Below are 13,545 nucleotides of genomic sequence, written 5' to 3'. Positions count from 1 at the left end.
GGTCAGCTCCTTCCGGTGAGGCGACGCAGAGCGTGCAGGATTCTGCTCGGGCGGTGTGCCACCTTCAGTTGCAGATAGGTGATCCAGATGGCGTCGGCGATGGTGGCACTCAACACGATGCCGGCCGCGGTCCAGCGCCATTCGGTCTGCATGCTGCACCTGGGCGGTACGAGAGCCGCGGCGACCCCGATGCCGAGCAGCACGGTCCCCGTGTTGAAACAGCGCACCGCCAGGGAGTTGTAGGTCTTCCACTGCTCCTGGGCTTCGCTCTGTTTCTGGTACAGGACCAGCTTGTTGTTCTTGACGAAGTCGTCGGAGTACCAGCTAACGAGATCATCGTGCGAGTACAGGTAGAGGCGCCCGTGGTAGTTGAGCTGGATGCTCGCGACCAGAGCGAGGGCCGCGAAGACGAGGATCAACAGGATCGGACCGGGCCAGCGAAACTCGTCGTCCGCCCCACCCACCACACCCGCCAGCGAGAGGGCGGCCGCGGTCAGCAACGGAGCGGCGATGAACAGGGCCGCCGCGTCTGCCTGCGCGTACCCCAGTGGTGCGGGCGCGTTCCAGGGGATGTCCCCCGGTCCGGGATCTGTGTACTCCGCCACGTCGCCCCTCTCCGGAAGCGTTGGTCAGCGCGCGTATCGGAGTGTGACGGCGGAATGACCGCCTCGGCAGGAGCGCGAACCGGCCAAAAACACCAGAGGGCCCCGTTTCCAAAGTGAAGGAAACGGGGCCCTGAGGCAGGGCTCGGAAGATCAGAACCGCCGAGTGATCAGCGCCTTCTTGACCTCCGCGATCGCCTTCGTGACCTCAATACCGCGCGGGCAGGCGTCCGTGCAGTTGAAGGTCGTGCGGCAACGCCACACGCCGTCCTTGTCGTTGAGGATCTCCAGGCGCTGCTCGCCGGCCTCGTCACGCGAGTCGAAGATGAAGCGGTGCGCGTTGACGATGGCGGCGGGGCCGAAGTACTGGCCGTCGTTCCAGAAGACCGGGCACGAGGACGTGCAGGCGGCGCAGAGGATGCACTTCGTGGTGTCGTCGAAGCGCTCGCGGTCCTCAGCGGTCTGGAAGCGCTCGCGCGTGGGCTCGTTCGTGTCCTTGGTGATCAGGAACGGCATCACGTCGCGGTACGCCTGGAAGAACGGCTCCATGTCGACGACCAGGTCCTTGAGGACCGTCAGACCCTTGATGGGTTCGACCGTGATCGGCTTCTCGGGGTTGATGTCCTTGATCAGCGTCTTGCAGGCAAGGCGGTTCTTGCCGTTGATCCGCATGGCGTCCGAGCCGCAGATGCCGTGCGCGCAGGAGCGACGGAAGGTCAGCGTGCCGTCGACGTCCCACTTGATCTTGTGGAGGCCGTCGAGGACGCGCTCCTTCGGGTCGATTTCCAGCTGGAAGTCTTCCCAGGTCGCCTCGGCCGAGACCTCCGGGTTGAAGCGGCGGACGCGGAACGTGACCGTGATGTAGGGGGACGCCGCGGCCTCCGCCTCCACCTTGTCCAGAACAGGGGTTGCCATCAGTACTTACGCTCCATCGGCTGGTAGCGGGTCTGGACGACCGGCTTGTAGTCGAGACGAATGGACTCGGTGCCGTCGTCGCCCACCTCGCGGTACGCCATGGTGTGGCGCATGAAGTTGACGTCGTCGCGGTTCGGGTAGTCCTCGCGGTAGTGACCGCCGCGGGACTCCTTGCGGGCGAGGGCCGACACGGCCATGACCTCGGCGAGGTCCAGCAGGTTGCCGAGCTCGATCGCTTCCAGCAGGTCCGTGTTGAACCGCTTGCCCTTGTCCTGGATCGAGACGTTCTTGAAGCGCTCGCGGAGTTCCGCGATCTTCTCCACCGCCGTCTTGATCGTCTGCTCGGTCCGGAACACCATGACGTTCGCGTCCATGGTCTCCTGCAGCTCGCGACGCAGGGTCGACACGCGCTCGGTGCCGGTGGAGGCGCGCAGGTGCTCGACCTGGTCGATCACCTGCCGCGCCGGGTCCTCGGGCAGCTCGACGTACGACGCCTTCTGGCTGTACTCCGCCGCCGCGATGCCCGCCCGGCGCCCGAACACGTTGATGTCCAGGAGCGAGTTGGTGCCCAGGCGGTTCGCGCCGTGCACCGAGACGCAGGCGACCTCGCCGGCCGCGTACAGGCCGGGGACGACCGTGGTGTTGTCGCGCAGGACCTCACCCTCGACGTTCGTCGGGATGCCGCCCATCGCGTAGTGCGCGGTGGGCTGGATCGGGATCGGGTCGGTGTACGGCTCGATGCCCAGGTAGGTGCGCGCGAACTCGGTGATGTCCGGGAGCTTGGCGTCCAGCTGCTCCGGCGGGAGGTGGGTGAGGTCGAGGTAGACGTGGTCGCCCTCGGGACCGCAGCCGCGGCCCTCACGGATCTCCGTGTAGATGGAGCGGGACACGACGTCACGGGACGCGAGGTCCTTCATGACGGGCGCGTACTTCTCCATGAAGCGCTCGCCGTCCTTGTTGCGGAGGATGCCGCCCTCACCGCGGGCGCCCTCCGTCAGCAGGATGCCCATGCGCCAGATGCCGGTCGGGTGGAACTGGAAGAACTCCATGTCCTCCAGCGGCAGTCCGCGACGGTAGACCGCCGCCTGGCCGTCGCCCGTGAGCGTGTGCGCGTTCGACGTCACCTTGAAGAACTTGCCGCAGCCGCCGGACGCGTAGATCACGGCCTTCGCCTGGAAGACGTGGATCTCGCCGGTGGCCAGTTCGTAGGCGACGACGCCCGCCGACCGCGTCACACCATCCACCTCGGTGATCAGCTGGTCGAGGACGTAGAACTCGTTGAAGAACTCCACGCCCTCCTTGACGCAGTTCTGGTACAGCGTCTGGAGGATCATGTGGCCGGTGCGGTCGGCCGCGTAGCAGGACCGGCGGACGGGCGCCTCGCCGTGGTTGCGGCTGTGCCCGCCGAAGCGGCGCTGGTCGATGGTGCCGTTCGGGGTGCGGTTGAACGGCAGGCCCATCTTCTCCAGGTCGAGGACGGAGTCGATGGCCTCCTTCGCCAGGATCTCGGCGGCGTCCTGGTCGACCAGGTAGTCACCGCCCTTGACCGTGTCGAAGGTGTGCCACTCCCAGTTGTCCTCCTCCACGTTGGCCAGCGCGGCGGCCATGCCGCCCTGCGCGGCGCCCGTGTGGGAGCGGGTGGGGTAGAGCTTGGTGAGCACGGCGGTGCGGCTGCGCTTCGTCGACTCGATGGCCGCGCGCATGCCGGCGCCGCCGGCGCCGACGATGACTGTGTCGTACTTGTGGATCTTCATGATTCTCGCAGCCCCGTGCCTAGCGGATGTTCGGGTCGAAGGTGAAGATCACCAGCGTGCCCAGCAGGATGGTGAACACCGTGGCGGTGTAGAGCAGGCCCTTGAGCCAGAGCCGGGTGTTCGCGCGCTCCGCGTAGTCGTTGATGACCGTGCGCAGGCCGTTGGCGCCGTGCAGCATGGCGAGCCACAGCATCAGCAGGTCCCAGACCTGCCAGAAGGGGCTGGCCCAGCGGCCGGCCACAAAGGCGAAGCCGATCTTCGACACACCGCCGTCCAGCACGAGCTGGATCAGCAGGTGGCCGAGGACCAGGACGACCAGCACGACGCCGGACAGACGCATGAACAGCCAGGCGGCCATCTCGAAGTTGCCCCGTGTGGACTTCGGGGTCTTCCTGGTGCGCTTGCGCGGAGCCTCGATCAGCGGCGCGGGGTTGTCGACGGTGTAGACGGAGTCGCCCTCGACGGGGCCGATCCCGGCTGCGGATTTCTCGGTGATGGACATGCGCGTCAGCTCCCGAACACTTCACGAGCGGCGTGGCCGAGGACGGGGTAGATCGCCCCGAGCATCAGTACGAGCCACAGGCCGACGACGGACCAGAGCATCTGCTTCTGGTAGCGCGGGCCCTTGGACCAGAAGTCGACGGCGATGACACGCAGGCCGTTGAGCGCGTGGAAGAGGATGGCGGCGACGAGGCCGTACTCCAGCAGCGCGACGATCGGCGTCTTGTACGTGGCCACCACGTCGTCGTATGCCTCGGGCGAGACACGGACGAGGGCGGTGTCCAGTACGTGAACGAACAGGAAGAAGAAAATGAGGACGCCGGTGACTCGATGAGCCACCCAGGACCACATTCCTTCCCGGCCGCGGTACAGCGTTCCAGCCGGCACGGAAGTTCCTCCGGGAGCGGGGATTGGGGCCGCGCCGGCTTGTGCTGTCGGTCGGGCCCGGCCGGGTACGGTCCACCGGCCCCCAGCATCGTAGCGAGGCGCTGCGCTGTGCTTGAGCCGGGGCCTTGACGTGTGATCAAAGTGGCAGTCGAACGGGCTATTCGGGGTGGTGTGTGCGGTTATGTGCCGGGGGCGGCGCCGTGGGGGCCTGTTGCGCCCACGCGGCGGAGCCGCACATCGTCACAGCCCCGCGCCCCTGACGGCGTCCCTCAGCCGTCCCCTTGCCAGGCGACGGAGCTCCTCTGCCGCCACGACGCGTTCCTCTTCGGGATCGTTTGTCAATCGTGACCGGATTCCTGCCAGGACCTGGTCGAGGACTTCGGTCGGCGGCAGGTGGTCGACGGAGATGACGAACGCGTGACCGAAGCGTGCCTCGTATGCGGCATGTGCCGCGCTTAGCGCCGTATGCGCCGCTGAGTACGTTCCGACGGGCAGCTCGGGAAGAGACTCTCCCGCCAACGCCTCCGACAGATCCGCCGCCGTCAGGTCGTACGCCGCCTCGTCGGATGCGGCGAGGAGGGACTCGAGGTCCGGGTACGGGCGGTGGTCGGCCAGCCGCTGAGCCCAGCGAAGGCTGCGGAGGCAGGTGAGAAGGGTGGAGTGGGCCTCGTCGACGGGGGCCGTGTTGAAGTGGCCCAGGGGAGAGGACGTGCCCCGGGTCTGGTCGGGTATGGCGACTTGGCCAGGGAGGTGTGTGGGCGTCACGTGATTCGGCAGGGGATGGTGTGAGATATGCGCCGCCACGTTATCGAGATCGGACATGACGTGTCCGACGGATGCCCGAATTTCACCCGCACGGGAGAGTTTCGGAACGCGTGGTGGACGGATGTCGCTTCGGTCAGGCCCTAGGTTGGCGCTGTGAGTCAGCACAGGCGCCGGATCTCGGCATGGACGGACAGGCGGCGGATGCTGGTCGCGGCGGCGGCCGTCGTGGCGATCGGGCTCGGCGTCGGGTTCTGGGCGGCATCGGGGGACGAGGGCGGTCCGGACGTGGGTTCGGCGTCCCGGCTGCCCGCGGCCGGTACGACGTCGGCGGGGACCCCCTCGGAAAGCCGCAGCCCCAGTGCCGGTCCCAGCCCGACCCGCACCTACCCCTTGTCCCGGACGCCCCGCACCATCCCCGCCGTACGTGCGCACACTCCCGCCCGTGGGCCCGGCTGGAAGCCGGCCCGCGGTCTGCGGGTGGTCGTGAACGACGCGGAACTCGCCGACGAGGGGCGGCTGCTCGCGGGTGAGCTGGGGCTGAGTTACGCGGGCGAGAAGGACGACGTGCGCGGCGGGGACGTACGGCTGGCGCTGAACGATGACGAGGGCGCGGACCCGGAGTCGTACGCCATGACCGTGCGTGGCGGGCGGGTGAACATCAGCGGGCCGGCCGACTCGGGCGTGTTCTACGGCACCCGGACGCTCAAGCAGGCGGTGCACGACGGCGGTACGGCGCCGGAGGGCGTCGTACGCGACGAGCCGGCCAAGCCGCAGCGGGGGCTGATGGTCGACATCGCCCGCAAGCACTTCACGGCCGACTGGATCGAGGACCGGGTGCGCGAGCTGGCCGACCTGAAGTTCAACCAGCTGGGGCTGCACTTCTCTGACGACCAGGGGTTCCGTATCCAGTCCGACACCCACCCGGAGATCGTGTCCAAGGAGCATCTGACCAAGGCGCAGGTGAAGAAGATCGTCGCTCTCGGGGAGAGCCTGCACGTCACGATCGTGCCCGAGATCGACTCGCCCGGGCATCTCGGGGCGGTCATCGCCGCTCACCCCGATCTCCAGTTGCGCAGCGTTCAGGGCGTGGCGCCGCGGGGTGCGATCGACATCTCCAAGGACGAGTCCGCCACCATCGTCGACGATCTGCTGAACGAGTACGCCGACCTCTTCCCCGGCGGCTACTGGCATCTCGGTGGCGACGAGTACGCGGCGTTGACCGTGGACAACCCCGAGGCCTCCTATCCGCAGCTGGCCTCCGCCGCCACGCAGACGTACGGCTCCGGAGCCACCGTCGCCGACCTCGCCACCGGCTGGCTCAACGACCGGGCGGACACGATCCGCGCACACGACCGGACGATGCGCGCGTGGAACGACGGTTTCTACGCGGGTACGTCCGTCGAGGCCGCCGAGGACCTCCAGGTCGCGTACTGGACGGGCAAGGAGATCGGCGCACGGCAGCCGGTGGAGTATCTGAGCGCCGGGCGCGACCTCGTCAACTACAACGACGAGTTCCTCTACTACGTCCTCGGGCAGCCGCAGACCTTCGTCTATCCGACGGGGCAACGCATCTACGAGCAGTGGACGCCGCGGGTGGTGCGCGGTACACAGGCGGTGGCGGTGCGGTACGAGGACCAGATCCTCGGGGCGTCCTTCGCCGTGTGGTGCGATCTCGCGAACTCGCAGACCCAGGACCAGGTCGCGGCCGGTATCCGGCTGCCGCTGGCGGCGACCGTCCAGAAGCTGTGGAACCCGGATCGGCCGCAGCTGTCCTGGGCGGACTTCAAGGCGCTGGCGAACCGGCTGGGCTGACGGCGACACGCGCGAATTGTCCGGTACGGCTGCGAACTCGCGTACGACTGTGATGTATTCGGCCCGAGTTGAAGCCAGGAGGGGGCCGGGATGGGTTACTGGGGGTACTTCGTGGTCGGGCGCAGCGAGCGGCCGCTCGAGGAGTTGGCGGCGCTGTCCGGCGCGCAGGGCATGAGCTTACGGGCGTCCGCGCCCGGCGGCTGGCAGGTGTGGGAGTACCCGAGCGGGGACGGCGACATCGGGAGCATGAACGCGCTGGCCCAGGAGAGCGGGGCGCCCGCGCTCTTCGGCTACGTCATGGACAGCGCCTGTGCGGTCGTGGAGGCGGCCGGCCCGCAGAGCGGGGCGTGGTCGACGTGTCTGGCGCGGGCCGCGATGGCCGGGTATCTCGGCGCCGACAAGGAAGGGCTCACGCTGGAGGACTACTTCCTCGAGCCGCGTGACGCCGCCGAGCGGGCCGTCGCCTGGGCGGAGGAGGCCGGGTACGAGGTGTCCGACGGGCCGTTGCTCGACGTTCTCACCTCCGACGCCGATCCGTTGGCCGAAAATCTATTCTTCCGTATGCTCGACCGGCTCGGCGTCGTGCCCCTGTGACACTCCCGGGCCGTCGCACGCAGTAAGGGGAAGTGCGGGCTCCGTAAAGGTAGGCGCCCCGCGGTACCCCGCTGAGGGAGGCGTGGATGAGCCTGGTGGAACTGATCGCTCAGGCCGACGAACGCGGTCTGGCTGCCAGCGGGTTGGCTTGTTTGGATCGGTGCGTACCGCTGTTGGGCGGTGACGACGACGAGATCCTGCGGCCGCTGTGGGCGAGCCTCGCGGACGGCGGGGACACCGGCGACTGGGGAGCGCGGCTGGAGCAGGCCCGCGGCAAGCTCGACAGCGCGGGACCCGAGGAGTACGCCGACGACGAAGCCGTGCTCCTGGCCCGCCGCATGCTGGCCGCCGCCCCCGTCGAGCCGGCCGACTTCGAGATACGGCGTTGGGCCGACGCCTGCTCCGTCGCCTCGCTCCAGATCCACCGGCTGCTGGAGGCCATCGCCCCGACCGGGGAACAGGCCTCGCTCGACGCCCGCCGCGAGGGCCGTACGGCGGGTCTGTCGCCGCTCGTCGCCGCCGAACTGCGCCGCCAGATCACCGTCCTGGAGCTGCTGGCCGGCCATGGCGCGGGCGGCTTGCGCCAGGCGCTGGAGGTGTCGACGGAGGGGCGGCGCGTGTTGCGCGCGGTCGTGTCGCGACGGGCGCGCGGGCGGAGCTGACCGCTCCTGCTCAGGTGACCAGCCACTTCACCACCGCGTCGCCGTATTCCGCGGTGCGTGCGTAGAACGCCGTCAGATCGCGGTGGGCCGCAGCGAAGGCACAGCGGATCTCCGGCTCCGCGTCGGGTCCGCCGTAGCGCGGCAGCAGTCGGTCGTGGACCGGACGCCACAGGGCGTCGAAGTCGGACTTGGTGAGGAACGCGGCGACCCGGACCACCTGGGCCGCGGTCAGCATCAGGAACGGCGGCCTGCCCGGCTCGGGATGGAGCACCGGTCGGCCGCCGAGGACCACATGGGCCCACGGTCCCTCCTCGGTGTGGTGCGGGGACGTGCAGGCGTACAGGAGCTGGTGGTCGAGGTAGTGCCGGTCCAGCATCTCCTCGCGGTGCCGGTCGATGCGTCGGCGCACCGTGTCCCAGTCGTCCTCGAAGAGCTTCTGCTGCCAGGCGGCGCTGTTGCGCAGGGCCGCGGGGGGCACGGCGCGCAAGTGGAAGTACATGCTCATCGGTGACAAGAGCGCACGGACGCCCCGAATCGTCACTGAGGCGTAAACCCCCTGTGCTGGGCGAATCCTGTGCGCGTCGTGCAGGCGGTGGGGTGGTCCTGCGCCGGTCTCGCGCAGTGGCCGGATCCGGGTGACGAAATGCTCGCTGACCTCGCTCTTCCGTATGTGACGACACAGCAGGAGACCAGGCCCCAGGCCGCGGTGAAGCCGGTGCGGTGGGCGGCGGACGCGGTGGCGACCATGCGCGAGGGCGCGCGGATTCGGCTCGACTACACGGCTCAGAGTCTGTGGCGTGTCGACCGGATGATCGAGGAACTGCGCCGCGAGGGCACGCCGTACGCCGCAGTGGAGAGCGTGTTGCGGGGCTTCGGCGCGTACGCCGGTGAGGTTGTCGTCCGACAGACCGGCGCCGAGTGGTGGGCGGGCGGCGGTGACCACTGGGTGCGCACACCCGACGGCCGGCTGTGGGACCCGATCGACGAGGCGCGCCGCTGCTTCGCCGGGGACGGGTCGCTGCGGCTGCTCTGCCGCGACGCGACCGGCGGAACGTCACTTCACTGACCGGCCGGGGCCCTGCCCACTGCACAGGGCCCCGGCCAACCGCCGTACGGCTCTCAGGAGCCGGCGGTCACGGTGCCAGCGTCTGGCCCAGCCGGGCTCCCTTCGGGGTGCCCAGCGCGCCCGTGCCGAACATGACGGCCTGCGAGAAGCCGAGCCCCGTGCTGTTGCTCGGGACGTAGGTCAGCAGGCCGTTGCCCGCGTCCTCGCCCGCCGCGCCGAACACCAGGTCGGCCCGTCCGTACCCGGACAGGTCCGTGAGCGCCACGGACGTGCCGAACGCGTCGCTGCTCTCGGTGGCGCCGGGGACGCCCGCGGTGTCCTGCGAGACCGCGACCGCACCGGACCCGGTGAGACCGGACGAGGTGCCCTTGACCAGGACGGCGTCCCCCGCGTTGGTGTAGCCGACGCCGCTGCGGGTGATGTCCTCGTTCGGGACGCCCGTGAGGACGTCCGCGTATCCGTCGGCGTTGAAGTCGCCGACCGAGACCGAGGCGCCCATCGCGTCGTTCGTCTCGTTGGCGCCGGGGACTCCCGTGCTGTCCTGGTGGATCGTCGTCATCCCGGTGGTGGTGAAGCCGGTGGACGTGCCCGGGACCATGGTCACCTGACCGCCGGTCTTCCCGCCGGACTCGGCGGCGTACGGCTGGCCGATGAGGATGTCGTCGTAGCCGTTGCCGTTGACGTCGCCCGCGGCGATGGAGCGGCCGCCCCTGACGGAGATCACACCGACCTTGGCCAGACCGGTGGCCGAACCCGCGAAGCGGACGACGCGGCCGATGCCGCCGGTGTCGCGGTAGTTGACGGCGACGTCCGCGTAGCCGTCCCGGTTGAAGTCGCCGGTCGCGGCGTCCAGGTAGGCGATCGCACCCGTGGCGGTGGTGAGGGTGCCGTACGTGTGGACGCCGTTGGCCGTCCGCACGTTCCAGTTGCCGCCCTTGCCGGTGCCGGCGGAGAAGACGTCCGCCTTGCCGTCGGCGTTGAAGTCGCCCACGGCGAGGGCCGTGCCGAGCTTCGCACCCGCCGCCGTGACACCCGACGTGGTGAAGGAGAAGCCGGTCGTGAGGGCGGGGCCGTACATCACCGACACCTGGCCTCGGTCGGCGTTGCCGCTGGTGTCGTCCTCGCCCGGCGAGCCGATCGCGAGGTCGGCGTAGCCGTCGCCGTTGACGTCGCCCCAGGCGGTCGAGGCGCCGAAGTCGTCGCCGGTCTCGGAGGAGTCGGGGACGCCCGGACTGTTCTGGGTGAGGCCCAGCTTCGCCGTGGTGACAGGACCGTCGACGCCGCCCGGGACCACGGTCACCCGGTTCGCCTTGGGGGTGCCGGCGGCCAGATCGGTGATGCCGTCACGGTTGAGGTCGGCGGTGGGGATCGCGGAGTTCTTGCCCGCACTCGCCGCGAAGCGCCGGATCTCGCCCAGCTTGGCGTAGAGGTTCTTGCCCGGGCAGGCGGTGGCGAAGCCGTCGCGGTGACCGGAGATGGTGTTCAGCGTGGCCTGCTGGCCCGCCTTCCACACGCCCGTGTCGGCGGCGGCGGTCAGCGTGACCTTGCCGGTCGGGTTGCCGCCGTACTGACCGAGCTTCCAGGCGGCGACGCGGGCCACGGACTCCAGGGTCGCCCGGGTCGGCTTGCCGGCGGGCTTCGGCGGGACCGCGCTCGCGTCGCCCTCGAAGTCGCCGAGGACGGCGATGCCCGTCGAGTCACCGTTGAAGCCGTAGGTGTGCGCGCCGCGCACCGGCAGGTCGATGCCGCCCGCGCGGCCCTCGAAGATCCGGCCGCACTTGTCGACCAGGAAGTTGTAGCCGATGTCGTTCCACTTCTCGGTCTCGACGTGGTACGCCATGATGCCGCGCACCAGCGCCGCCGACTCGGCGCAGCTGTAGTTGTTCGTGCCGACCGTGTGGTGCACGAAGACCGCGCTGACCTTGTCGATGTACTCCGGCGGGTCCTCGACCATCGACTCGTCCGCGCCCCACTGGGCGCGGGATATGACCGGCGGCCGGTGGACGGTGGAGGGCGGGGCGGTGGGGACCGTCGGGCTCGGCGAAGCGCTCGGGCTCGAACTCCCGCTCGGGGACGGGCCGGTGCTCGCGCTCGGGGACACCGAGGCCGACGGGGAGTCGGTGGGCGAGGGTTCGGTGCTCGGAGTCGGGGAGTCCGACGGCGACGCGCTCGGGTCCTCCACGGCGAAGGCCGCGGCATCCAGGTCGGAGCCGGCCCCGTCCAGCGCCTTGTTCTTCGCCTCCCGGGCGGTCACACCCGGGTCGACGAGGTTGATCTCAAGTCCCTTGGGCAGACCGGCACTCGCCGACCCTCCCCCAGAGGGGGTACCCCCAGCGACGACGACACGGGCCTCGACACCGTCGGACGGTCCGACCCACAGCGGCTCGGAACCGCCCCGGGCATCCTCCGCGCCGGGCTCGGACCGGTCGACGGGATGTGCGTCGTCGACGTCCAGGTCCTGCCAGCCGGACCAGGCGCCGGTCTCCACGCTCCGGGTCCGCACCTGTGCGGTCCCGTCGAGCGGCTGGGCGTCCTCCGCCCAGGTCACCCCGAGCAGTGAGAACTGCTCGGTGCCGGTCTTCGCGAGCTCCCGCTTGCCGGCGTCGGCGGCCTTCATCGTGAAGTCATGGACCTTCACGGGCCGCTTGTCGCGGGCGACTTGGGCCGCCTGATCGGAACTCGGTTCGGCGACGGCGTAGGTGACGACTCCCGCGCCCCCCAGTACCACTGCCCCGATGGTCAGCCACGCTCTTCGCTTGAGGCTCAGCGGTTTGTACGCATGGGTCGACTTGCGACTCAAATGTCCCACCCCTAGGAATCAACAAAGGGCCCACCCGTCACAGGAGTGGGCCTTCCTTACAGCGCCGGGCGATCTGTGAACATCACGTCGACGAGGTGTGCCCTACGTCACTCCCGAGCCGGTGGGGCGGCCCGGGGCGCTGTGACACTTCCGTGAAGCCCGACGCTGTTGATCGTGGGGGAGGTTCGCAGAGGCGGTGAAGTCGCGCCGTGCGGATCCACCACGAACTCGGTACGGACGAGGAAAGTTCTTGGGCCAGGGAGGGGAACCCCGCCGCGTGCGCGCCTACGACGGGGAACTGGGCGCGGCCGTCGCGCGGGCCCAGGAAGGTGACGAGGCCGCGTTCGCCGTCGCCTACCGGATCGTGCAGCCCGGACTGCTCGGCTATCTGCGCGGGATCGTCGGCGACGACGCCGAGGACGTGGCCTCGGACGCCTGGCTGGAGATCGCCCGGGATCTCGGGCGGTTCAAGGGGGACGGGGCCGGGTTCCGCGGCTGGACCGCGACCATCGCCCGGCACCGGGCGCTGGACCATCTGCGCCGGCAGAAGGTGCGGCCCCGGTCGACGGCGACGGAGCAGGACGTACTGGACCTGGCCTCCGCGCACAGCACGCACGACCAGGCGCTGGAGGCCATCTCCACCGAGCACGCCCTCCAGCTGGTCCGCGGGCTGCCGCGCGAGCAGGCCGAGGCCGTACTGCTGCGCGTGGTCGTCGGCCTCGACGCCCCCGCCGCCGCCCGCGTGCTGGGCAAGCGCCCCGGCGCGGTACGCACCGCCGCCTACCGGGGTCTCAAGCGCCTGGCCGAGCAGCTGGGAGTCGAGCGTGTGACGGATGACGGCCCCCGCACGCTGGGGGAGTCGAAGTGAGCGGAGAACGCGGCGGGCCGCCGGACAGGCCGGAGGGCCGGACGAGGAACGGATCGGACATGGGAGAACGGCAGCGCGGAGACCGGGCCGCATCCGGCCCCCGGCGTGCGCGACCGGACGACGCCGTGTCCGGATCCGGGCAGGTGCACGACGGGACCGGTCTGGAGGGGCTGCTGGCCACCGCGATGCGCGCGGACGACGCCGGCACCGACGCCGAGCATCGGGCCGTGGCCGCGTTCCGGGCCGCCCGGGATGCCGGGGAACACCAGGCCCGTACGCGCCGTCGCGACGACTGGCGGCCCCGGGAGCAACGGCGTGTGAAGCGCTCTCTGAAGGCCACCCTCTCCGTGTTCCTTGCGAGCCTCACCCTCGGCGGTGTCGCGGTCGCCGCGATCGGTAGCGCCGGTACGTCCTCCGACGCGCACGACCGCCCGGACGCGCCCGCCTCCGCCGCCGCCGACACACCGGCCGCGCACCCTTCCCCGACCGAGTCCGTACGCCCGGACCGTCCCGCCACCGCCAAGGACACCGAGGCGCACTGCCGCGCCTACGAGCAGGTCAAGGGCAACGGAAAGGCGCTGGAGTCGACCGCCTGGCAGCGGCTCATCGAGGCCGCGGGCGGGGAGGACGGCGTCGCCGCGTACTGTGCCGAGCAGTTGGCGCAGACGACATCCCATGGCAAGGCAGACAAAAACGAGAAAGCGTCTGCTAAGGGGCATGGAGCCGACCCGGCGAAGCCCAAGGCGAAGAATTAGTCCGCACTCGCTCACTCAACTCCCCAGCCTGGCCGGAAAGTTGAGGGCCAAAGCAACGGCCGGG

At 69.9% G+C, this 13,545-nt stretch carries 14 protein-coding genes; 6 read left to right on the top strand and 8 right to left on the bottom strand.

Annotated elements, in window-relative coordinates:
• Positions 1-2: 2 nt before the first annotated feature.
• From ACIHFB_RS34810 to ACIHFB_RS34785, 6 genes are all read right to left on the bottom strand, one after another.
• Positions 3-605, bottom strand: coding sequence for a hypothetical protein (locus ACIHFB_RS34810; RefSeq protein WP_365280638.1), 603 nt, complete (start codon positions 603-605; stop codon positions 3-5).
• Between the two features lie 150 nt (positions 606-755).
• On the bottom strand, positions 756-1,517 hold the full coding sequence (locus tag ACIHFB_RS34805; RefSeq protein WP_365280635.1) for a succinate dehydrogenase iron-sulfur subunit: 762 nt from the start codon (positions 1,515-1,517) through the stop codon (positions 756-758).
• Complete coding sequence (sdhA, locus tag ACIHFB_RS34800; RefSeq protein WP_365280632.1) at positions 1,517-3,271, bottom strand: succinate dehydrogenase flavoprotein subunit; 1,755 nt, start codon at positions 3,269-3,271, stop codon at positions 1,517-1,519. The genes ACIHFB_RS34805 and sdhA overlap by 1 nt, the downstream gene beginning before the upstream one ends.
• Before the next feature lie 19 nt (positions 3,272-3,290).
• Positions 3,291-3,773: a succinate dehydrogenase hydrophobic membrane anchor subunit gene (locus ACIHFB_RS34795; protein WP_210593849.1), complete on the bottom strand. Its 483-nt coding sequence runs from the start codon at positions 3,771-3,773 to the stop codon at positions 3,291-3,293.
• 5 nt (positions 3,774-3,778) lie between these two features.
• Positions 3,779-4,159, bottom strand: a complete 381-nt coding sequence (sdhC, locus tag ACIHFB_RS34790; RefSeq protein ID WP_365280628.1) for a succinate dehydrogenase, cytochrome b556 subunit — start codon at positions 4,157-4,159, stop codon at positions 3,779-3,781.
• A gap of 240 nt (positions 4,160-4,399) precedes the next feature.
• Positions 4,400-4,924 carry a 2-oxo-4-hydroxy-4-carboxy-5-ureidoimidazoline decarboxylase gene (locus tag ACIHFB_RS34785; RefSeq protein ID WP_365280625.1) on the bottom strand — a complete coding sequence of 175 codons (525 nt, stop codon included), beginning with the start codon at positions 4,922-4,924 and terminating at the stop codon, positions 4,400-4,402.
• Between the two features lie 201 nt (positions 4,925-5,125).
• Between ACIHFB_RS34785 and ACIHFB_RS34780 the strand changes: the two genes are divergently transcribed.
• From ACIHFB_RS34780 to ACIHFB_RS34770, 3 genes are all read left to right on the top strand, one after another.
• On the top strand, positions 5,126-6,736 hold the full coding sequence (locus ACIHFB_RS34780) for a glycoside hydrolase family 20 protein (RefSeq protein WP_365281612.1): 1,611 nt from the start codon (positions 5,126-5,128) through the stop codon (positions 6,734-6,736).
• A 90-nt stretch (positions 6,737-6,826) separates the two neighbouring features.
• Positions 6,827-7,330 carry a hypothetical protein gene (locus ACIHFB_RS34775; protein ID WP_365280622.1) on the top strand — a complete coding sequence of 168 codons (504 nt, stop codon included), beginning with the start codon at positions 6,827-6,829 and terminating at the stop codon, positions 7,328-7,330.
• Between the two features lie 86 nt (positions 7,331-7,416).
• Positions 7,417-7,992: a hypothetical protein gene (locus ACIHFB_RS34770; protein WP_365280619.1), complete on the top strand. Its 576-nt coding sequence runs from the start codon at positions 7,417-7,419 to the stop codon at positions 7,990-7,992.
• A gap of 10 nt (positions 7,993-8,002) precedes the next feature.
• Here ACIHFB_RS34770 and ACIHFB_RS34765 read toward each other — a convergent pair whose 3' ends face one another.
• A complete protein-coding gene (locus tag ACIHFB_RS34765) occupies positions 8,003-8,497 on the bottom strand; it encodes a DUF1877 family protein (RefSeq protein WP_365280616.1) in 495 nt (164 codons plus the stop codon).
• A gap of 138 nt (positions 8,498-8,635) precedes the next feature.
• On the opposite strand from ACIHFB_RS34765, the gene ACIHFB_RS34760 reads away from it, so the two are divergent.
• Positions 8,636-9,058 (top strand): hypothetical protein, encoded by a 423-nt coding sequence (locus ACIHFB_RS34760; RefSeq protein WP_365280613.1) that lies wholly within the window; start codon positions 8,636-8,638, stop codon positions 9,056-9,058.
• A 67-nt stretch (positions 9,059-9,125) separates the two neighbouring features.
• Here ACIHFB_RS34760 and ACIHFB_RS34755 read toward each other — a convergent pair whose 3' ends face one another.
• On the bottom strand, positions 9,126-11,867 hold the full coding sequence (locus ACIHFB_RS34755; protein WP_400129001.1) for an FG-GAP-like repeat-containing protein: 2,742 nt from the start codon (positions 11,865-11,867) through the stop codon (positions 9,126-9,128).
• A gap of 241 nt (positions 11,868-12,108) precedes the next feature.
• Here ACIHFB_RS34755 and ACIHFB_RS34750 point away from each other — a divergent pair, with 241 nt between their 5' ends.
• Together ACIHFB_RS34750 and ACIHFB_RS34745 are read left to right on the top strand one after the other, a co-directional pair.
• A complete protein-coding gene (locus ACIHFB_RS34750) occupies positions 12,109-12,726 on the top strand; it encodes an RNA polymerase sigma factor (protein ID WP_365280609.1) in 618 nt (205 codons plus the stop codon).
• Between the two features lie 59 nt (positions 12,727-12,785).
• On the top strand, positions 12,786-13,481 hold the full coding sequence (locus tag ACIHFB_RS34745) for a hypothetical protein (RefSeq protein WP_365280607.1): 696 nt from the start codon (positions 12,786-12,788) through the stop codon (positions 13,479-13,481).
• Positions 13,482-13,545: the final 64 nt, after the last annotated feature.

Origin of the sequence: Streptomyces sp. NPDC051963 (genome assembly GCF_044593495.1) — a bacterium.
Taxonomy (GTDB): Bacteria; Actinomycetota; Actinomycetes; order Streptomycetales; family Streptomycetaceae; genus Streptomyces.
Note: the sequence above shows the minus strand (reverse complement) of the source record. Positions and strands in the feature narration are given on the sequence as shown.